At 57.3% G+C, this 19,654-nt stretch carries 17 protein-coding genes; 4 read left to right on the top strand and 13 right to left on the bottom strand.

Annotated features, from left to right (window positions below; genetic code table 11):
• From F8N62_RS18365 to kdpF, 5 genes are all read right to left on the bottom strand, one after another.
• Positions 1 to 1,471, bottom strand: a 1,471-nt coding sequence (locus F8N62_RS18365; protein WP_150712002.1) for a DUF4118 domain-containing protein, incomplete at its 3' end; no start/stop codon positions are given.
• A gap of 120 nt (positions 1,472 to 1,591) precedes the next feature.
• Positions 1,592 to 2,137, bottom strand: coding sequence for a potassium-transporting ATPase subunit KdpC (kdpC, locus tag F8N62_RS18370; protein ID WP_150712003.1), 546 nt, complete (start codon positions 2,135 to 2,137; stop codon positions 1,592 to 1,594).
• Positions 2,138 to 2,279: 142 nt separating this feature from the next.
• Positions 2,280 to 4,337: a potassium-transporting ATPase subunit KdpB gene (gene kdpB, locus F8N62_RS18375; protein ID WP_150712004.1), complete on the bottom strand. Its 2,058-nt coding sequence runs from the start codon at positions 4,335 to 4,337 to the stop codon at positions 2,280 to 2,282.
• A 9-nt stretch (positions 4,338 to 4,346) separates the two neighbouring features.
• Positions 4,347 to 6,041 carry a potassium-transporting ATPase subunit KdpA gene (kdpA, locus tag F8N62_RS18380; RefSeq protein ID WP_150712005.1) on the bottom strand — a complete coding sequence of 565 codons (1,695 nt, stop codon included), beginning with the start codon at positions 6,039 to 6,041 and terminating at the stop codon, positions 4,347 to 4,349.
• A gap of 8 nt (positions 6,042 to 6,049) precedes the next feature.
• Entirely contained in the window at positions 6,050 to 6,139 is a 90-nt protein-coding gene (kdpF, locus tag F8N62_RS18385) for a K(+)-transporting ATPase subunit F (protein WP_007899818.1), read from the bottom strand.
• Positions 6,140 to 6,542: 403 nt separating this feature from the next.
• Between kdpF and eat the strand changes: the two genes are divergently transcribed.
• Both eat and F8N62_RS18395 read left to right on the top strand, forming a co-directional pair.
• Positions 6,543 to 7,907, top strand: a complete 1,365-nt coding sequence (gene eat, locus F8N62_RS18390; RefSeq protein ID WP_150712006.1) for an ethanolamine permease — start codon at positions 6,543 to 6,545, stop codon at positions 7,905 to 7,907.
• 125 nt (positions 7,908 to 8,032) lie between these two features.
• On the top strand, positions 8,033 to 8,200 hold the full coding sequence (locus F8N62_RS18395) for a DUF2897 family protein (protein ID WP_017337332.1): 168 nt from the start codon (positions 8,033 to 8,035) through the stop codon (positions 8,198 to 8,200).
• 84 nt (positions 8,201 to 8,284) lie between these two features.
• On the opposite strand, the gene F8N62_RS18400 is transcribed toward F8N62_RS18395, so the two are convergent.
• Positions 8,285 to 9,136, bottom strand: coding sequence for an urea carboxylase-associated family protein (locus tag F8N62_RS18400; protein ID WP_150712007.1), 852 nt, complete (start codon positions 9,134 to 9,136; stop codon positions 8,285 to 8,287).
• A gap of 176 nt (positions 9,137 to 9,312) precedes the next feature.
• Here F8N62_RS18400 and F8N62_RS18405 point away from each other — a divergent pair, with 176 nt between their 5' ends.
• A complete protein-coding gene (locus F8N62_RS18405; protein WP_150712008.1) occupies positions 9,313 to 9,870 on the top strand; it encodes a TetR/AcrR family transcriptional regulator in 558 nt (185 codons plus the stop codon).
• Here the strand turns inward: F8N62_RS18405 and fabF are convergent.
• Both fabF and F8N62_RS18415 read right to left on the bottom strand, forming a co-directional pair.
• Entirely contained in the window at positions 9,867 to 11,141 is a 1,275-nt protein-coding gene (gene fabF / locus F8N62_RS18410; protein ID WP_150712009.1) for a beta-ketoacyl-ACP synthase II, read from the bottom strand. The genes F8N62_RS18405 and fabF overlap by 4 nt on opposite strands.
• Positions 11,142 to 11,173: 32 nt before the next feature.
• Positions 11,174 to 11,968: an SDR family NAD(P)-dependent oxidoreductase gene (locus F8N62_RS18415; protein WP_150712010.1), complete on the bottom strand. Its 795-nt coding sequence runs from the start codon at positions 11,966 to 11,968 to the stop codon at positions 11,174 to 11,176.
• A 440-nt stretch (positions 11,969 to 12,408) separates the two neighbouring features.
• On the opposite strand from F8N62_RS18415, the gene F8N62_RS18420 reads away from it, so the two are divergent.
• Positions 12,409 to 13,674, top strand: a complete 1,266-nt coding sequence (locus F8N62_RS18420; protein WP_150712011.1) for a GNVR domain-containing protein — start codon at positions 12,409 to 12,411, stop codon at positions 13,672 to 13,674.
• A gap of 65 nt (positions 13,675 to 13,739) precedes the next feature.
• Here F8N62_RS18420 and F8N62_RS18425 read toward each other — a convergent pair whose 3' ends face one another.
• The 5 genes from F8N62_RS18425 to F8N62_RS18445 all read right to left on the bottom strand — a co-directional run bounded on the left by F8N62_RS18425 (position 13,740) and on the right by F8N62_RS18445 (position 19,643).
• Positions 13,740 to 14,075 (bottom strand): ComEA family DNA-binding protein, encoded by a 336-nt coding sequence (locus F8N62_RS18425; protein ID WP_150712012.1) that lies wholly within the window; start codon positions 14,073 to 14,075, stop codon positions 13,740 to 13,742.
• 111 nt (positions 14,076 to 14,186) lie between these two features.
• The gene (locus F8N62_RS18430; RefSeq protein ID WP_150712206.1) at positions 14,187 to 16,181 is read right to left on the bottom strand and encodes a polysaccharide biosynthesis protein; all 1,995 of its coding nucleotides are present in this window, start codon (positions 16,179 to 16,181) and stop codon (positions 14,187 to 14,189) included.
• A 116-nt stretch (positions 16,182 to 16,297) separates the two neighbouring features.
• Positions 16,298 to 17,314 carry an MraY family glycosyltransferase gene (locus F8N62_RS18435; protein WP_191632400.1) on the bottom strand — a complete coding sequence of 339 codons (1,017 nt, stop codon included), beginning with the start codon at positions 17,312 to 17,314 and terminating at the stop codon, positions 16,298 to 16,300.
• 116 nt (positions 17,315 to 17,430) lie between these two features.
• Positions 17,431 to 18,393: a UDP-glucose 4-epimerase family protein gene (locus F8N62_RS18440; protein WP_150712013.1), complete on the bottom strand. Its 963-nt coding sequence runs from the start codon at positions 18,391 to 18,393 to the stop codon at positions 17,431 to 17,433.
• Positions 18,390 to 19,643 carry a glycosyltransferase family 4 protein gene (locus tag F8N62_RS18445; protein WP_150712014.1) on the bottom strand — a complete coding sequence of 418 codons (1,254 nt, stop codon included), beginning with the start codon at positions 19,641 to 19,643 and terminating at the stop codon, positions 18,390 to 18,392. Before F8N62_RS18445 ends, F8N62_RS18440 begins: the two co-directional genes overlap by 4 nt.
• Positions 19,644 to 19,654 lie beyond the last annotated feature (11 nt).

Here is a 19,654-nt window from a genome sequence, read left to right on the forward strand (position 1 = left end):
GCAATTGTCGCCGCTGACGCGCCGCGAGGTTGCCGGTGAGCGCGGCCATCAGCAGGAAAAACAGCAAGGTCAACACGTCTTCTTCGCGCTGAATGCTGAAGGAGAAATTCGGCGGAATGAACAGAAAGTCATAGGTCAGAAACGACAGCGCCGCACAGGCCAGCGCCGGGCCGAGACTGCTGCGCACCGCCACCAGCAACACGGCAGCGAGGAACACCAGCGAGATGTTCGGCAGCGGTAAAACACTCGCCACTGCCCAGGCCAGGGCACTGGCCAAAAGTGTCGCCATCAGCGCCAGCGCATAGTCGAACCACACCAGCGAATGAGTCGCGCGCTGGCGCGGTTGATGCTGTTCGTGATCGCTGTCGAGGACGTTGATTTCCAGGCCGCGCGCATCGCGCAGCAGGCGTGATGCAAGACCTCCGCCGAACACTCTGCGGCGCAGACGCTGGCGCGACTGACCGACCAGCACCAGACTGGCGCGGCGTTCGGCGGCGTGCTGGATCAGGGTTTTCGCGACTTCGCCGGCGCGCAACAACACCACTTCGCCACCGAGGCGTTCCGCCAGTTGCTGAGCACTTTGCAGACGCAAACGCGACTGCTCGTCGCGCACGCTGCCGTTGTCGACGTGCACCAGACTCCACGGCAAATGCCGACGCTGAGCGACGCGGCTGGCATGACGCACCAGCCGCTCGGCCTGGGCGTCGCCATCGACGCCGACCAGCAGCCGACCACGCACCGCCGGCGCGGCCTGCCCGAGCTGGCGATAACCCTGGGCCAGATCGTTATCGACCTGGGCCGCAGCGGTTTGCATCGCCAGTTCACGCAGGGCGGTGAGGTTGGTCTGGGTGAAGAATGCATCGATCGCCGCCCTGGCCTGCTCCGGCACATAGACTTTGCCGTCGCGCAGACGCTCGAGCAGTTCGCGCGGTGGCAGGTCGATCAGCAGCAATTCGTAGGCTTCTTGCAGCACCCAGTCCGGCAGGGTTTCGCGGACCTGCACGCCGGTGATCCCGCGCACCTGATCGTTGAGACTTTCGAGGTGCTGGACGTTGACCGTGGTGAACACGTCGATGCCGGCGGCGAGCAATTCCTGGATGTCTTGCCAGCGTTTGGCGTGACGGCTGCCGGGGGCGTTGCTGTGCGCCAGTTCATCCACCAGCACCAGTTTCGGCTTGGCTTTGATCAGGCCGTCGAGGTCCATTTCTTCGAGCATCACGCCACGGTATTCCGAGCGTACCAACGGTTGCTGCGGCAAGCCGCCGAGCAGTGCTTCGGTCTCGGCGCGGCCATGGGTCTCGACCACACCGGCGATGACTTTTACGCCTTGGCGCAACTGGGTATGGGCGGCCTGCAGCATGGCGTAGGTCTTGCCGACACCGGGCGCGGCGCCAAGGAAAACCTTGAGCCGGCCACGGCCGTCGCGGGGCAGGTCAGCTAACAGCGCGTCGGCGCGGCCGGAGTTGCTCATGGGTCAATGCCTTGTTCGACGTTGGATGGGGTTTTGCTTTAAAAGATCGCAGCCTTCGGCAGCTCCTACGATGGATTGCGGACGCCCAGTAGGAGCTGGCGAAGCCTGCGATCTTTTGATCTACAGGTTTTCCAGGGCCATATTCAGCGCGAACACATTCACCACTGGTGGGCCCACGAGCGGTTGTTCAGTGTGCGCATCCAACAGTTGTTGCAGCGTCGACACCGGCACATTCCGCGCCGCCGCGACACGCGCCAGTTGATAGGTAATCGCTGCCGGTGGCAAGTGTGGATCGAGGCCGCTGCCCGACGTTGTCAACAGCGCCAACGGCACCGGCCCCTGCCCCGGCACCCGCAGTTTGTGGGCGTCGTCGATCACCCGCGTGGCCAGCGCCGGGTTGCTCGGCGACAGGTTGCTGGCACCGCTCGACACCGTGGCAAAAGCACCGGCGGAGGGGCGTGGATGGAACCAGGCATCGCCGACGAAATCCTGGGCAATCAGCGACGAGCCACGAACCTTGCCGTCGGCGTCGTGGACCAGGCTGCCGTTGGCTTGATCGGGAAACGCGACCTGAGCGACGCCGGTGACCACCAAAGGATAGGCGACGCCGGTGATCAGGGTCATCAGCACCAAAAGGCTCAGGGCCGGACGAATCATTGTGGACATTTCAAAATCCTCGAATTGTAGGAGCGAGCTTGCTCGCGATGAATTTGAAAGCGCCGCGTTGATTCAGGATGGGCGCGTTATCGTTAGCGTTCATCGCGAGCAAGCTAGCTCCTACAGTGGGTGTGGATGAGTGTGTGTGTGCTTAAACCAGATGCAACGCCGTCAGCAGCATGTCGATCGCCTTGATGCCCACGAACGGCACCAGAATCCCGCCCAGCCCATAGATCAGCAGATTGCGTCGCAGCAACGCCGCCGCACTCGCCGCCTGCACGCGCACACCGCGCAAGGCCAGTGGAATCAGCACCACAATGATCAAGGCGTTGAACACGATGGCCGACAGAATCGCGCTCTGCGGACTGCTCAACTGCATCACGTTGAGCACGCCCAGTTGCGGATAAATCGAGGCGAACAGCGCCGGCAGGATGGCGAAGTATTTGGCGATGTCGTTAGCGATGGAAAAGGTCGTCAGCGCACCGCGGGTCACCAGCAATTCCTTGCCGATCTGCACCACGTCCAGCAGCTTGGTCGGGTCGCTGTCGAGGTCGACCATGTTCGCCGCTTCGCGCGCCGCTTGCGTGCCGTCATTCATCGCCATGCCGACGTCGGCCTGGGCCAATGCCGGGGCGTCGTTGGCGCCGTCGCCGCACATCGCGACCAGGCGCCCGTCGTTCTGCTCATGGCGAATACGCGCGAGTTTTTTCTCCGGCGTGGCTTCGGCCAGCACATCATCGACGCCCGCCTCGGCCGCAATCGCCGCGGCGGTCAGCGGGTTGTCGCCGGTGACCATGACCGTGCGAATCCCCAGTTTGCGCAACTCGGCGAAACGCTCGCGAATGCCGGGCTTGACCACGTCCTTGAGATGGATCGCGCCGAGCAATTTACCGTCGGCGCAAACCAGCAACGGCGTGCCGCCACTCTGGGCGATCTTGTCGATTTCACGGGACAAAACCGGGGCAAGATCAGCACGCTTCAAGCCAACGAACGCCAGCAACGAATCCACTGCGCCCTTGCGATACACGCGACCCTGCCAATCGACACCGGACAGTCGGGTTTCAGCACTGAACGGCACCGCCGTCAGGGTTTCGCGGGCGGGCTCGGGTTGCGGGTGAAGACCGCGCAGGTAGTCGACAATGGACTTGCCTTCCGCCGTGTCATCGGCCAGCGAGGCGAACAAGGCGCCCTCGGCCAGTTCCTGCGCCGTCACACCCGGCGCGGCATACACCGCGGTGCAGCGACGATTGCCGAAGGTGATGGTGCCGGTCTTGTCCAGCAGCAGAACATGCACATCCCCGGCCGCTTCCACAGCGCGACCGGACTTGGCGATCACATTAAGGCGCACCAGACGGTCCATCCCGGCGATACCGATGGCGGAGAGCAAGCCACCGATAGTGGTCGGAATCAGCGTGACCAATAACGCCACCAGGAACACCAGCGGCAGGCTGCCGTTGGCGAAGTGGGCGAAAGGTTGCAGGGTCACGACCACCAGCAGGAAGATTAGCGTCAGGCCGATCAGCAGGATGTCGAGCGCCACTTCGTTCGGGGTTTTCTGGCGTTTGGCGCCTTCGACCAGCGCGATCATGCGGTCGAGGGTCGACTCGCCGGGATCAGCAGTGATGCGCACCAGCAACCAGTCCGAGACCAGCCGGGTATTGCCGGTGACGGCCGAACGGTCGCCGCCGGACTCGCGGATCACCGGCGCGGATTCGCCGGTAATCGCCGCTTCGTTGACCGCCGCAATGCCTTCGATGACCTCGCCGTCACCGGGGATCATCTCCCCCGCTTCGACACGGACCACGTCGCCCTTGCGCAGGCTGGTGGCCGGCACCACTTGATAGGCGCCGGTGCTGGTTTTGCGGCGGGCGCTCAAGCCTTCGCTGCCCGCCTTGAGGCTGTCGGCACGGGCCTTGCCGCGACCTTCGGCCAAGGCTTCGGCGAAGTTGGCGAAGAGCACGGTGAACCACAGCCACAACGCGATTTGCGCAGCGACGAAGGTCGGCACGGCGCTGTCGGGAATGAAGCACAAAACGGTGGTCAGGACCGCGGTCAGTTCGACCACCAGCATCACCGGCGCACGTTGCAATTGCCGTGGGTCGAGCTTGACGAAGGCTTGCACCAGCGCCGGGCGCCAAAGGGCGGAGATTGCGGTTTTAGGTTGTTCCGGTGCCTTCACGGCAACCGGTTTAACTACGGGCATATTCATCATTGATCCTCAGAAGCCCAAGCTCAGATGTTCAGCAATCGGACCCAGCGCCAACGTTGGCAGAAAGGTCAAACCACCCACCAGCAAAATGGTCACGGTCAGCAACGTCACGAACAGCGGGCCGTGGGTCGGAAAACTGTTCTGGCCAATCGGCGCGGTTTTCTTCATCGCCAGGCTGCCGGCCAATGCCAGCACCGGGAGGATGTAGCCGAAGCGTCCGATCAACATGCCCAGACCGAGCATCAGGTTGTGGAACGGCGTGTTGGCGCCAAAGCCGCCGAACGCAGAACCGTTGTTGGCACTGGCCGAGGTGTAGGCGTAGAGCAACTGACTGAAACCGTGGGGGCCAGGGTTGCTCACCGCTGCTACCGGGCCGGGCAGGCTTGCGGCGATCGCGCCGAGCACCAGCACGCCAATCGGCATGACCATCAAGGTCAGCACCAGCAATTGCACTTCCTTGGCTTGCAGTTTTTTGCCGAGGTATTCCGGCGTGCGGCCGATCATCAGGCCGGCGAGGAACACCGCGATCAACACGTTGAGCAACATGCCGTAGAGCCCGGCGCCGACACCGCCGAAGATCACTTCGCCGACCATCATGTTGACCATCGCGACCATGCCGCTCAGCGGGTTGAGGCTGTCGTGCATGCCGTTGACCGAACCGTTGGACGCCGCGGTGGTGGTCACCGACCAGAGCACGGTGGCGGTGGTGCCGAAGCGTGCTTCCTTGCCTTCCAGCGGCGCGGTCTGTTCGACGGCGACGTTGTTCAGGGTCGGGTTCGGTTGGTATTCGGCCCACAACGAGGTCGCGCCACCGATCAGGAACAGCGCCAGCATGCAGGCGATGATCGCGCGGCTCTGGCGCAGGTCTTTCACGTAGTGGCCGAAAGTGAACACGAGGGCAACCGGGATCAGAATGATCGAGCCGACTTCAAACAGGTTGCTCCACGCCGTCGGGTTCTCGAACGGGTGCGCCGAGTTGACGCCGAAGAAACCACCACCGTTGGTGCCCAATTGCTTGATCGCAATCTGGCTGGCGGCCGGGCCGAGCGGGATGACCTGATCGACGCCCTGCATCGTCACGGCATTCACATACTGCGCGAAGGTTTGCGGCACGCCCTGCCAGACCAGATACAGCGCCAGCAGCAGGCACAGCGGCAGCAGGCCGTAGAGGGTGGCGCGGGTCATGTCGACCCAGAAGTTGCCCAGGGTTTTACTCGATTTGCGACCGATACCGCGACACAAGGCAACCAGCACGGCGAGGCCGGTGGCGGCACTGACAAAGTTCTGCACGGTGAGGCCGGCCATCTGACTCAGGTAGCTCAGGGTCGCTTCGCCACTGTAGGACTGCCAGTTGGTATTGGTCATAAAGCTGACGGCAGTGTTGAACGCTTGCGTCCATTCCTGACCGGGCAAGTGTTGCGGATTGAGCGGCAAGTGATCCTGAAACAACAGGATCGCGAACAACAGCAGGAAACCCGCGAGGTTGAAGGCAAGCAGCGCCAGGGTGTATTTCTGCCAGCTCTGTTCGTCTTGCGGATCGACGCCGGCCACCCGATAACAGCCGCGCTCGACCGGGCCGAGGATCGGCGATAGCCAGGTGCGCTGGCCCTCCATCACCTTGTAGTAAAAGCGCCCGAGAAACGGTGCCGGGATCAGCACCACGGCGAAGAAGGCGAGGATCAGCCAATAGTCATAACTGTGCATAGCCGCTCCTAGTTCCGGTCCGCGCGTAACAGCGCAACCAGCAGATAAATGAACAGCCCCACTGCCAACAGCAGTGACACCCCGTCCAGAACGCTCATGGAAATTCTCCGTGTTACGGCGTATTGCCGCGTGTGCAGCCATTGTCGACAGGGAGGCTGTAAAGGAACGAGAGCGAGGGGCGTGACGGGGCATAAAGAAAGCGTAAAGAGTGGGTTTATGCAGGCGTTACACGGTGTCCGGACTGGCCTCATCGCGGGCAAGCCCGCTCCCACAGTGGAATGCGTTTACCTGGATACCCCAAAAACCTGTGGGAGCGGGCTTGCCCGCGAAGGCGGCATTGCTGGCAACAACGCCCCCAACTGGCGCACCTCTCTGTGAAGTACCCACGCCAAACATCCTCGATACGACGCTTGCTTACGCTTTACGACCCCAATCCAGACACTGGCACGCCCACTGCACACGCCCTCCCCGAGCTGTCCAAACCGTTCAGGGAGCAAACGCATGAACACACAACTCAAACCCACGCTGGGCACGCTGCACCTGTGGGGCATTGCGGTCGGGCTGGTGATTTCCGGTGAGTACTTCGGCTGGAGCTACGGCTGGGGCGTGGCCGGCACGCTGGGTTTCCTGGTGACGTCGTTCATGGTCGCCACGATGTACACCTGTTTCATCTTCAGTTTCACCGAGCTGACCACCGCCATTCCCCACGCCGGTGGTCCCTTTGCCTACAGCCGTCGCGCCTTTGGCGAGAAAGGCGGATTGATTGCCGGGCTCGCGACCCTGATCGAATTCGTCTTCGCCCCGCCGGCGATTGCCTTGGCGATTGGCGCGTATCTGAACGTGCAATTCCCGGCACTTGACCCGAAACACGCGGCTGTCGGCGCTTATATCGTGTTCATGGGCCTGAACATCCTCGGGGTGAAACTTGCCGCCACGTTCGAGCTGGTCGTCTGCGTGCTGGCCGTCGCCGAATTGCTGGTGTTCATGGGCGTGGTCGCCCCGGCGTTCAGCTTCAGCAACTTTGCCCTGAACGGCTGGGCCGGTTCCGACGTGTTCGGCGCGCCGGCCATTGCCGGGATGTTCGCGGCGATCCCCTTCGCCATCTGGTTTTTCCTCGCAATCGAAGGCGCTGCCATGGCCGCCGAGGAAGCGAAGGACCCGAAACGCACGATTCCGAAGGCGTATATCAGCGGCATCCTGACGCTGGTGCTATTGGCGATGGGCGTGATGTTCTTTGCCGGTGGCGTGGGCGACTGGCGCACGTTGTCGAACATCAACGACCCGTTGCCGCAAGCGATGAAAACCGTGGTCGGCGAAAGCTCGGGCTGGTTGCACATGCTGGTGTGGATCGGCCTGTTCGGGCTGGTGGCGAGTTTCCACGGCATCATCCTCGGCTACTCGCGGCAGTTCTTCGCCCTCGCCCGCGCCGGTTACCTGCCGGCGTCACTGGCCAAATTGTCACGTTTCCAAACCCCGCACCGAGCGATCATCGCCGGTGGCGTCATCGGCATTGCGGCCATCTACAGTGACGGATTGATCAACCTCGGCGGCATGACATTGACCGCAGCTATGATCACCATGGCCGTGTTCGGCGCCATTGTGATGTACATCATGAGCATGCTCAGCCTGTTCAAACTGCGCAAATCCGAACCGAACCTGGAGCGCACTTTTCGTGCGCCGTGCTACCCACTGGTGCCACTCATTGCGCTGGTGCTGGCGATGGTGTGCCTGGTGGCGATGGCCTGGTTCAACAGCTTGATAGGGTTGATCTTCCTGGGCTTCATGGCAGTGGGTTTTGTGTACTTCATGTTGACCGCGCAGTTGCGTGCCGATGCGCCGGCGGATGCGATGTTGACCGGGTTGTAAACAGCCGAAGTGTTGCTGACATATCAGGCATAGAATGGAACCACTGCGAAAATGAATCGCTCAAAGTGGTATGCACGATCGATTGGCGAACACCGCCAATCGGCCTGCCCTCAAGGAGAGCCTCTATGCCCTGGTATGCCTGGTTGATTCTGGTCGTTGCAATCGGCTCGATCGTTGGCGGTTTGATGATGTTGCGCGACACCGCGAACAAGGTCGAACTGACGGATGAGCAACGCAAGCGCGTCGCTGAGCGCAATGCGCAAGCGGATGCCAAGGATGCGCAGGACCGCTGAATCCAAAAATGAAAAGATCGCCCTTCGGCAGCTCCTACGGGATTACCCTTGTAGGAGCTGCCGAAGGCTGCGATCTTTTCGCGGTTACTTTTCCCAATCCGCCTTGGCGATGTGCAGGCCATGCAAGCCCTTGTACGCCGCACGCTCAGGCTGGCTCCAGCCTTCAAGCAACGAATCCTCCAGACGATAAATCTCCACTCCGAGCGGGCGACACACGCTGAGCGGGTCCTGCGCATCCGGCCCCCACATGGCCAGCGACAAATCGCCGCCGGGACAGGTCGACAGCGCACACAGCAAATCGATTTCGGCAAAAAACTCCAGGTAGTCGCCCTTCTGCGCCGGACAGGCTTTCATGAAGTACATGTCGTCGTGGTTGAGGCCTGTGCACTGGAAAATGTTCAGCACATCGTGCACGTCAAATTCGGTCAGGCCGTGGGGCAACACCGCACGGGTCAGGTTGGAGTGGCAGTGATGATGGAAATCTTCGCCAGTCAGCATTTTGTTCACGTAGGGATCGCAGCGAGTGCCGAGCAAGTCGTGCAAGCGACCGCCGTGTTCGTCAATTCCATACCCGGCCAGGCTGTCATCGGTGATGGTCACCAGCGGCCGTAAAAAAGGCAGGTTCGACCAGAGCCGGTCGTGAGTGCTGACGTGCGCGCCCTGCAATTGCCGGGTGCGCGCCGCCCACAACCGTTCCCGCGGGTCGTTGGCATTCCAGACATTGAAATCCCCAACTTGCGGTCCCACAGGCGTCGTCACTCTGAACACTTGCCCGGCCGGGACTTTCCAGGCGCGACCGGTGCGGATCGGCACTTCGAACTGCTCGATCAACGTGCGCCCGTCCCGGGTATCGCGGATCCGCTCGTAGAAGGCTTTGTCCACCTGCAAGGCTGAGCCTTTGCTGACTTGATAGGCCGCTGGATAGTTTTTGTACATGGGCGATTCTCCATTGATTGCTCAACAATCTTTCGCCAATACGTAATCACTATCCGTGCCAGTTCACATGACGCGCGATGAAGGATAGGACGCATCTGCATGCTTTTTAGAAGTAGAAGTACAGTCACCATCCCATTTGCAATGGTTAAGATGGGGCATTGTTGCGGAGACCCAAGATGCGCTACTCGCAGGACCACAAAGCCCAGACCCATCAACGCATCATCAAGGAAGCATCGGCGCGATTTCGCCGTGACGGAATTGGCGCAACTGGCCTGCAACCTTTAATGAAAGCGCTGGGTTTGACCCACGGCGGCTTTTACTCGCACTTCAAGTCCAAGGATGAGCTGGTAGAAAAAGCGCTGCAGGCGGCGGGTGATCAGGTAGATGTGGTGTGTGCCGAGCTGTTCGCTCAAGAGCACCCGCTGGAAACGTTCATCGACGCCTATTTGTCCGAATGGCACCAGACGTCACCTGATGAGGGTTGCCCACTGCCGACAATGTCATCAGAACTCGGCCTTCGCGGCCAGCCAAGCCCGACGTCCGATGGGGTCCTTTACGCACGGCTCGAACAGATACAAGGCACTCTGCAAGGAGAGAATGCCGCCGACCAGAGCGTCTTTATCATGTCCGCACTGGTCGGGGCGTTGTTGCTGTCGCGCAGTGTCGAGAGCCCAAAGCTGGCCCAGCGTATTCTCGACGTTACACGCGAATTTCTAAAACGGCCTCGGGACTAACCCTGCCAACGCTTGAACAACACGCTGGCATTGACCCCGCCGAAACCAAAGCCATTGGACAGTGCGTACTCGATGGCCATCGGTCGCGCCTGACCGTGGACAATGTCCACACCTTGCGCCGCCGGGTCCGGGTTATCGAAGTTGAGGGTGGCCGGCACGACCTGATCGCGAATCGCCAACAGGGTGAAGATCGCCTCGATCCCGCCCGCCGCGCCGAGCAGATGCCCGGTAGCAGACTTTGTCGACGTCACCGCAATCGCGTTATCGGTGCCGAACAGCGACTTGATCGCTGCCAGCTCCCCCAAATCACCGACCGGCGTCGACGTGGCGTGAGCATTGAGATGCTGCACTTGTGCCGGTGAAATACCCCCTTGAGCCAACGCCAAAGACATAGCCCGTCGCGCACCGCTGCCATCCTCCGGTCCAGCCGTCAGGTGATAAGCATCCGCGCTGGTGCCGTAACCGACCAGTTCCGCCAGCGGTTGCGCGCCACGAGCCAATGCATGCTCCAGGGACTCGATCACCAGAAGCCCGGCGCCCTCGCCCATCACAAAGCCATCGCGCCCACTGTCGAACGGCCGCGACGCACGCTCTGGCGTTTCGTTGTAACCACTGGACAAGGCGCGAGCTGCGGCAAAACCGGCGAGACTGACACGATCGATCGCCGCTTCGGCGCCGCCGCATACCGCAATGTCTGCTTCGCCACAACGAATCAGCCGCGCCGCATCGCCAATTGCCTGAACACCGGCTGCGCATGCTGTTACCGGGGCACCCAAGGGGCCCTTGAAACCGTGCTGGATCGACACATGACCCGCGGCCAGGTTGACCAGAAAGGATGGAATGGTGAAAGGAGACAAACGCCGCGGACCGCGACTATCCGTAGTACGCACCGCGTCGGCAATCGCACCGAAGCCTCCGACACCCGAGCCGATAATGGTCGCCGTACGCTCCTGAACATCGGCGGTTTGCGCCTGCCAACCGGCTTGCTCAAGCGCCTGCCGCGCCGCTTCCATGGCGAACAGAATGAAGCGGTCCATCTTCTTCTGTTCTTTGGGTGGCGTCGCCCGGTCCGGGTCAAAACCTGCCTCGGCATCGTCGGCCAGTGTCGGGACTGAGCCTCCGACCTTTGCTGGCAGATCAGCCACAACGTCGTCCGGCAAACACCTGATGCCGGACTTTCCAGCCAACAGACGTGCCCAGACGGCTTCGACGCCGCTACCTAGCGGCGAGACCAAACCCATGCCCGTTACAACCACTCGACGATCACTCATACCGCAATTACCTCAAGCCAATGGATGGCGACTCACTTATACCGCGAGGCGGCTTTGCTTTTGGAAAGATTCGGTGCCATTACATGACGTGCCGCGACGAACGCATCCCATTCGGAGGCATTCGGCAAAGACGGAATGGTGACCAACTCCCCCTGATCCAGACCCGACAACGCCGCATCGACCATGTCGCCTGCGTCCATGGCCATGTCAGCCGGAATCTGCTTGAGGTCCATCCCTGCACGTTCCCAGATTTCAGTGCGTGTGACGCCTGGCAACACCACCTGCACTTTCACACCGGTGCCTTCAAGTTCGGCGTTCAACGACTGCGTGAGACTCAACACATACGCCTTGCTGGCGCTGTAAGTCGCGTTGAAGCGTTCCGGAAACAGTGCAACTACTGAGGCTATGTTGATGATCGTGCCTCGGCCGGCCTTGGCGAAACTGGCGGCCGCCGCTGAGGCCAAACGTGTGACAGTGGTGACGTTGAGCCGGATGAGCTTTTCCAGCTGGTCCATGTCCGAGTTGGCCAGCAAACCATCCGCTGCGACACCGGCGTTGTTCAGTAAGAGTGTGATACTTGAATCGCTGCGCAGGCGCTGCTCCAGCTTCAGTACGTCATCCTTTTGCGTGAGATCCACCTTGAGCACCTCGACCTGAATGCCATGCTCGGTGCGCAGTTTTCTCGCCGCAGCCTCCAGGCGTTGCTCGTCGCGCGCGACCAGCAACAAATCAAAACCGCGCTTCGCCAATCGCTCCGCGTAAACGGCGCCGATGCCGGCAGAAGCACCGGTAACGAGGGCTGTACCTTGATTTTGGACAGAATTCATACAGTACTCCTGAGAGGTGGGAAACCCTGTAGGCCTGACTCCATCGAATTGGGAGGGGCGCATAGATTATAGGCACAATTTAATTTAAATATTATACTCGTAATTTTTCATTCCGATAGACGGCGGGGCATTCATCCTTCCTCGAGACACGTCAACACGATTCGTTGCTAGCCCGTTTTCTGCAAAGGAAACAGCATTCAAAAAATCAATCGGTTTAAGCATAGTCAATGCGCGCGCGAGAACACGTGGATTTGTGTAACGCTCAACGAGCTTCTTGAAGTCAGCGAAGGTGTCTATTTCGGTAGATAGAGGCCGCTTCGCCCTTGCGGTGTAACGCTCAATGCGCAAAAATGGAATGTATGTCGATGTATTTCCCAACTAAATATTACGACTATGCCCCAGGCACGTTTGGTTAAAGTGTCTATAAGTTTGAGCGAGCGATGAATACTCCAGCCAAAATATTGCATGACAATAAACTCGACGAGATTGAAATCAGGGAAGTGGTACAAAGCATCTGGAAGCAGCGAGCTGTCGTTCTACTGTTTACTGGTATTGGATTTGCTGCGGCGCTTACCTATGCATCACTTGTCACCCCGGAATACGAAATCAGCACATCCATGAGGCCGGTAGGAATTACCGACCTTGATGAGCTCAACGAATCTGGCCTCTACAGAATAAGCCCACTGGAAGCATTACAGCGAATCGGCTCCGCCATGGAGTCTTATGATGTCAGGCTGAAGTTTTTCACGGCTTACCCGCAGTACCTGGCACCCTTTCGCGGACCGGGCAGTTCCATAGAGCAGGCGTTTGAATCGTTCAACAGAAGCGCTTTCAGCGTTACGCAGAGTGACTCAAAAAAGAGCGCACGCCTGTCGGACACCATTGATCTGACTTTAAAATATCCGAAGGGTATTGACGGCGTGGGTCTCGTAAATGCCTTCACCGCATTTGTAGTCACCAGTGAAAAAGATAAAATCGAATCCAACTTGAGGACCTTGATTGCCAACCGGATCGACAGGATAGAGAAAAATCTCGATTCCCAGAAGGCGGCTTACGAGGCTAATACGAGCGCAGATATAGCTCACCTTCTTGAGAAGGATGAAATTAAAAAGCAAAGGCTACAGGACGAATTGAAAGCGTTGCGTCAACAGCTGCAAACGCGCAGGCAAAACCGTATCAAGGAGCTTGATGAAGCTATCGGGATTGCCAAACAACTGGGTATTGCAAAACCTTCCACGCCCTCATCCCTGGCAGACATGGGGAGCAGTAGAGAAGGCAACACAGTGCGCACCGAAGTTAATAACCAGCAAATTCCACTTTACTTCATGGGTCAGTTAGCTCTTGAAGCGGAACGCTCGACTCTGGTTTCTCGTCGCTCGGATGATTTCACCGAACCCCGTATTGACCAAATTCAAAAAGAACTCAGCCTTTTGGCCACTAACCGCGAAGCGGGAGCCCTGAAAGGGCGTGAAAATCCAGAGTTGTTCGTCAAAGGGTTTGTGGACAGTCGTGCAGATCTCGCACGATTGAAAAATCTGACAATCAACTTCGATCAACTTGAGCTGGTGCGTATTGATAAACCTGCGTCCGAACCTCAGTCGCCGGTCAAACCAAGGAAAACTCTCATCGTCGGTTTTGGCCTTTTACTTGGTTTATCTCTAGGCGTTGCGCTAGCTTTGAGTCGACGAGTTTTTAGGTTGCTGTAAATATTGTCTGGGTTTTGATTGGATAGAAAGCCGGCAGCTGCCGGCCTTCTATCACTATTTACTGCTTAGTTCGCTTCAATTTTCTCGCGATTTTTATCCAATATCGCCTTCCCGATTCCTTTCACTTCCAACAACTCGTCTATCGATGCAAAAGGCCCATTGCTTTCCCGATAAGCAACAATAGCCTTGGCCTTGGCTTCCCCCACTCCCGCCAATTCTCGCTGCAAGGTCGGGGCGTCCGCCTGATTCAAATCGACTTTGTCCGATTGAAGCTTGGGTACCGCCTCCATCGCAAGTGGGGCATTGCCGGCCTCTAACTTGGCCGTCGGCGCGGCGATTGCGGCGATAGAGGTGCTGGTGAGCAGGGCGAAAACCAGAGAGTAGAAATAACCAGTACGCATGATGAAGCTCCATGACATCAATTGGGGAAGCAGCTTTTCCGAAGCTGCTTCCCAAATTTAGGTGATGTTTGGGAACTGTCAAAAATGTGTCTATTGCAGGATGTGAAACAATCAGGGTTCCAGGCGACGTTGCTGGTAAATCCAGTCGACAATTTCGCCATCGGGCGTGTAGCCACTGACGGTTTCGCGCAGAATTTGGCGCACTCGAGCATATTCATCCTGCTCAACGGCGTTCAGCAATTCACTCAAGCGGAGCTTCAGCACATCCCAAGGCAACGAATCCTCGTTAGCGCTCATGATCATGGGGTGCTGGGTGGCTTCGACATTGTCCCCAATCAACAACTCCTCGTACAACTTCTCGCCCGGGCGCAAACCCGTAAATTCGATGGAAATATCACCCTGCGGATTCTTTTCAGAACGAACACTCAAACCCGATAGATGGATCATCTTCTCCGCCAGTTCGACAATACGAACCGGTTCACCCATGTCCAACACAAACACGTCGCCGCCCCGCCCCATTGAGCCGGCTTGAATAACCAACTGCGCTGCTTCAGGGATGGTCATGAAATAACGAGTGATTCTTGGATGGGTGACGGTCAAGGGTCCACCCGATTTAATCTGTTTGTGGAAAAGGGGAATGACCGAACCAGAGGATCCTAAAACATTACCAAAGCGAACCATGGTGAACCGGGTCTTGTTCATTCGCGAAATATGAGCTGTATCACCGAAAAATACCGGAGCGACTTCGTTACTCAATGCTTGCAACGTCAGTTCGGCAAGACGCTTGGTACTCCCCATGACATTGGTTGGACGAACCGCCTTATCGGTAGAGATCAACACGAAGTTCGCAACGCCGACTTGTAAAGCAGCCTGCGCAGTACTCAGAGTCCCTATTACGTTGTTTAATATGCCTTCAGCAATATTGTGTTCCACCATAGGAACATGTTTATAAGCTGCCGCGTGATAAACAGTGTCGATCCGCCAGGTCGTCATGACATCCCGGAGCTTTTCTTGATTGCGCACAGACCCCAGAATAGGCAGCAGTCGTGTGGACAGCGACTCTCTCTGAACCCGTTGCTCGAGTTCTGACAGGATCGAGTACAGGTTGAATTCGCTGTGCTCGAACAAAAGGAGGGATGTGGGTTTCAACGACAAGATTTGGCGACAGAGTTCCGACCCGATTGATCCCCCCGCGCCAGTCACCAGTACATTTTTTCCGGTAATACAATGCTCCAGCAGGTCCGCCTGCGCCGGGACGGCATCGCGCCCCAACAAATCGGCGATATCAACCTCCTGAATGTCATCAACTTTCACCCGTCCGCTTGCCAGGTCCATAAAACCGGGGACGCTACGCACATGTAACGGAAATTGCTCCAGGAAACCCAGTACTTCCCGCCGACGGCCACGATTAGAGGAAGGAATTGCCAGCAGGACCTCTTCTGCCCCGGTGGCGTCGATCATGTCCTGGATATGCTTGGGCTTATAAACTTGCAACCCGGCAATCACGCGATCAGCAATGTTGTTGTCATCATCGATAAACGCGACAGGCCGCATCACTCGCCCCATGCGCAAGGCCGCTACCAACTGGTTGCCGGCAGCGCCAGCACCGTATATGGCTACACGCGGAAGGCCGTTGTCTCGATTGTAGAAAGGTACATGCAATGAGGCAGCAAACCAGTCCCCCAGAAAGTACTGGCGCATGATTAAACGCAACCCGCCAATCATGATCAAGCTCAACCACCAATAGTTGAAAACGATTGAGCGAGGCACCATTACCGTGTGATTGCTATACCAGAATACGACCAGCGCCAGCAGTAAAGATGACAGGCTAACGGCCTTGGAAATCGCGATGAGTGCATCGTTGCCAAAGTAACGCATCACGGCACGATACATACCAAAACGAATGAAGATTGGAATGGCAACGATAGGAGCAGCGATGAAAAGCCAAGGATGAGTTTCGACAGGTCCGGCGGCATCTTCGATTCCGAGACGGACCAAAAATGCCAACCACAGGGCAAGCCAGACTAAGACAACATCGGTAACTACCTGAAGCGCACGCTTGTAGCGTCTCGGCAAACCCAACATGTTTGTTCTTAGCTTATCCATAAACCCTTTATGCACCGCGGCAACTCCTAGACCTGTTCCATTTCCAGAGTGTACAGCAGCGTCACTCTACGCTCGAGAAATCAACAACAGAAAATAGCCCGGAACGGGCCTGATCATTACGGTTTTTCAAGCTCCCCGGCATGAAATTTGATCGCCAACGCAATCAGCGGTACATAAGCCACTATCAGCCCCAATACACCATCCATTTGCCACCAGGCAACACACACGGCCACAGGAATCAACCAAAATACGTTGATTGCCACGACGGTCAGGGTGACAGGCAAATGGCGTCCGTACACACGCGAGGCGAACTGATAGGCGTGACTACGATGCGCCTCATACACTTTGTCGCCCCGCAACAAACGTCGCCCCAGCGTGAATGTCGCATCGACAATGAAAACACCTAACAGAATCAGCCATACCCACAGAAAACCTGGATCGATCCATGCGGCTTGCAAGGACAGGATGGCGAGAATCAACCCGAGAAACCCACTGCCGGCGTCACCCATGAAAATCCGGGCGGGAGGAAAGTTCCAATAGAGAAATCCGATCACCGCCATCACCAGCAACAAAGGAGCAATCATCAATTCTTGTTGCCCCGTCAGCCAATAAACCAGGCACGCGCCAAGGCATGCGCACACGGCTTCGACGCTGGCGATTCCATCAATGCCATCCATGAAGTTGTAGAGGTTGAGCATCCATACCAGATAGATACCTGCCAGGATGTGTCCTACCCAACTCAGATCAAATACTTCTCCTGCTACCTGGATGGGCGGCATGCCGCCCATCCAGGCGAGGGCCCAGGCTGCGGCACTAAAGTGCGCCAGCAACCGCCATCGGGCCGCTATATGCCCGTGATCATCAAGAAAACCTACAGTAGCTACCAGCAATCCCGAGCCCAAAATCGCCCATGCGCCTGCCCAGTGAAGTGCGCCCCAAAACGCTAATAAAGGGATCGCGATCAAAAAACTGAGCACTATGGCCACCCCGCCACCGCGGGGTGTCGGCACAGAATGGGAACTGCGGACGTTGGGCATATCCATCAAACTGCTGGCAATCGCGTAACGACGCAGCAACCACGTCATCACGAGCGAAGCTACCGCAACCGCTGCAAACAGCCACCAAATTGTAATCAACGATTCTATTCCTGAAGCAGAAGAACATGACCGAGCTGACCAGTCATGCCCTTGAAAAAAGAGGCCGTAACCCGCCAACTTTATTTATGACGAAGAATTCAACGTCGATGGATTTACGCACTGCTTTTCAAAAAATGCCGGGCCGTAACCATCAAGGACTGGTCTACGTTGTTAGGAGGCTCCCAGCCCAAAAGCTCACGGTTCTTGGTGATGTCGACTTGAAGCGAACCACATAACCTTTGGGAAAGATCTTTTTTGCCCAATACCGCGGCCCCCGTTTCCAGCATCCAGCTCGGAACCGGCAGCAAGCGGGCAGGCGCCCCCAATGCTTTGCCCATCCTGCGCAACAACTCGGAAGTAGAAAGATCCTCGCCATCGCTCACCAGGAAGGTCTGGTTCGCCGCTGCAGGGTGATCGATACATACAACAATCAAATCGACAAGGTTATCCAGTGCGACAAGGCTACGCCGGTTGTGTATTGAGCCAAAAGGTAACGGTATGCCCTTTTTCAACCATCGCATCATATTGAGAAAGTTGGCTTTTACGCCCGGCCCATAGACCAGGGGAGGACGCACGATCACCACCTCCATCCCGGTTCGGTCAGCGAGTAAACGCAGCGCTTGTTCGGCTTCCATTTTTGAAACGCCGTAAGGATCAACGGGCCCCGGCACTGCGTCAGCAAAAAAAGGGGAGCCGAGCACAGTTCCTTCTCCGTTGACCTTGATCGAACTTACGTAGACAAACCGCCGCACCCCCGCTTTTGCTGCTTGTGTCGCGAGGTTGAGTGTTCCGGCAACATTAATCCGACGAAACTCCGTGAGCGGATCCTCGGAGGTATCATTCATCACATGTACCCGGGCGGCACTGTGAACAACGACACCAACCCCAGCCAGAGCCTCGGTCCAGTCGGTGTCGCCGTCCAAAGCAGATACCAGCGTTTGCATCGTCGAGGTGGCCAGCGCTGGCAAGGGCTGTCGCAGCGCCGCCGTCAATGGCCCGACATTATCCTTCAAAAGTCGATCATGAATCGCCCCGCCCACGAAGCCGGACACTCCCGTTAAAAGTATCCTGCTCATCGTTTTTCGTTCCTTCTCAGGCTGGCTGTTCGAAATAGCAATTCCAGACGATCAAACAATCTGGCTTTTGAAAAATTCTTTATATAAAACGCCCTGCCCGCCGCTCCCATGGTTTCACGCTGGTGAGGGCTTAGCCCTGCCATCGTTCGGACGATGTCTGCTAATGCCAGGGAATCTCCCGAGCGGCAGGCCATTCCCGCTCCAGACTCGCTGACCACGCGAGCCGCCTCGCCATCGATCATGGCGATGATCGGCTTACCTGACGCCAGGTAGGCCTGAACCTTACCGGGAATGGTTTTTTCGAAGACTTCGTTCGTCTTCAACGAAACGAGTAACGCGTCGGCTTTGGCAAACAATGGAGGCATCTTGTCCAGCGAGTGACGCCCCAGGAGCATAATATTGGTTAACCCTCGCGCCGAAACTTCGTCATGCAGCCAACCGCTGACGCGACCGTCGCCCACGATCACCCAGCGAACGGGAATTTCGTTGCCGACCGACTCCGCCGCATCAAGAATGGCGGGGAAATCCTGTGCCTCACCAATGTTTCCGGCAAAAACCACTGTAAAAACCGAGTCATCAGAGTGAAGAAGATCAGATTCTTCGTTGGACGCACTCGAGAAATCGTCCTCAGCCCAACTGGGAAAATAGACCAGACGTTCATCTGAAATAAACGTTGTGCAGTACTTTCTGACATTCTCATCAAATGACTTCGACTGCATCAATAGATAGTCAGTACGGTTGTAAATGAATGAAACCATTTTACCGACCAAGGATAACAGCCTTGGATTCTTTATTATGCCAACGGCACTGAGCGTTTCTGGCCAGAGATCAAGAACCCACACAAACACCGGAGACTTCTTCAACCTTCCGATCACCAATGCCGGTATAGCCGCCATTATTGGCGATACAGCATATACAAAAATCGAGTCAAACTTGCGCCCACGCAGCTTCCAGGCCCCGACAATCGAAGCACTGACAAAAAATGAGAGGTAATTAAGCGCGAGTGAAATACTACGGTTACCGCGTGCGAGCATCGGAACTCGGTAGATTTTGGCACCGAAATACTCAGAAAACTTCTCGGGTTCACTTTCGTATTCCTTGAACATCTTCCCCTCAGGATAATTGGGGAAACCGGTCAGCACCGTCACCTCATGGCCTTTTGCAACAAAGCCTTCGACCAGGTTATTAATGCGCATGTTTTCCGGCCAGAAATATTGACTGACCACCAAAATCTTCAGTGATTTATCCATTAAATCTTACG

Source organism: Pseudomonas fluorescens (assembly GCF_902497785.1).
GTDB classification, from domain to species: Bacteria; Pseudomonadota; Gammaproteobacteria; order Pseudomonadales; family Pseudomonadaceae; genus Aquipseudomonas; species Aquipseudomonas fluorescens_BO.

Bases quoted from the DNA above. Each gene is read 5' to 3' on its own strand.
- kdpC (WP_150712003.1), bottom strand. From the start codon at position 2,137: ATGTCCACAATGATTCGTCCGGCCCTGAGCCTTTTGGTGCTGATGACC.
- kdpB (WP_150712004.1), bottom strand. From the start codon at position 4,337: ATGAATATGCCCGTAGTTAAACCGGTTGCCGTGAAGGCACCGGAACAA.
- kdpA (WP_150712005.1), bottom strand. From the start codon at position 6,041: ATGCACAGTTATGACTATTGGCTGATCCTCGCCTTCTTCGCCGTGGTG.
- kdpF (WP_007899818.1), bottom strand. From the start codon at position 6,139: ATGAGCGTTCTGGACGGGGTGTCACTGCTGTTGGCAGTGGGGCTGTTC.
- eat (WP_150712006.1), top strand. From the start codon at position 6,543: ATGAACACACAACTCAAACCCACGCTGGGCACGCTGCACCTGTGGGGC.
- F8N62_RS18395 (WP_017337332.1), top strand. From the start codon at position 8,033: ATGCCCTGGTATGCCTGGTTGATTCTGGTCGTTGCAATCGGCTCGATC.
- F8N62_RS18400 (WP_150712007.1), bottom strand. From the start codon at position 9,136: ATGTACAAAAACTATCCAGCGGCCTATCAAGTCAGCAAAGGCTCAGCC.
- F8N62_RS18405 (WP_150712008.1), top strand. From the start codon at position 9,313: ATGCGCTACTCGCAGGACCACAAAGCCCAGACCCATCAACGCATCATC.
- fabF (WP_150712009.1), bottom strand. From the start codon at position 11,141: ATGAGTGATCGTCGAGTGGTTGTAACGGGCATGGGTTTGGTCTCGCCG.
- F8N62_RS18415 (WP_150712010.1), bottom strand. From the start codon at position 11,968: ATGAATTCTGTCCAAAATCAAGGTACAGCCCTCGTTACCGGTGCTTCT.
- F8N62_RS18420 (WP_150712011.1), top strand. From the start codon at position 12,409: ATGAATACTCCAGCCAAAATATTGCATGACAATAAACTCGACGAGATT.
- F8N62_RS18425 (WP_150712012.1), bottom strand. From the start codon at position 14,075: ATGCGTACTGGTTATTTCTACTCTCTGGTTTTCGCCCTGCTCACCAGC.
- F8N62_RS18430 (WP_150712206.1), bottom strand. From the start codon at position 16,181: ATGGATAAGCTAAGAACAAACATGTTGGGTTTGCCGAGACGCTACAAG.
- F8N62_RS18440 (WP_150712013.1), bottom strand. From the start codon at position 18,393: ATGAGCAGGATACTTTTAACGGGAGTGTCCGGCTTCGTGGGCGGGGCG.
- F8N62_RS18445 (WP_150712014.1), bottom strand. From the start codon at position 19,643: ATGGATAAATCACTGAAGATTTTGGTGGTCAGTCAATATTTCTGGCCG.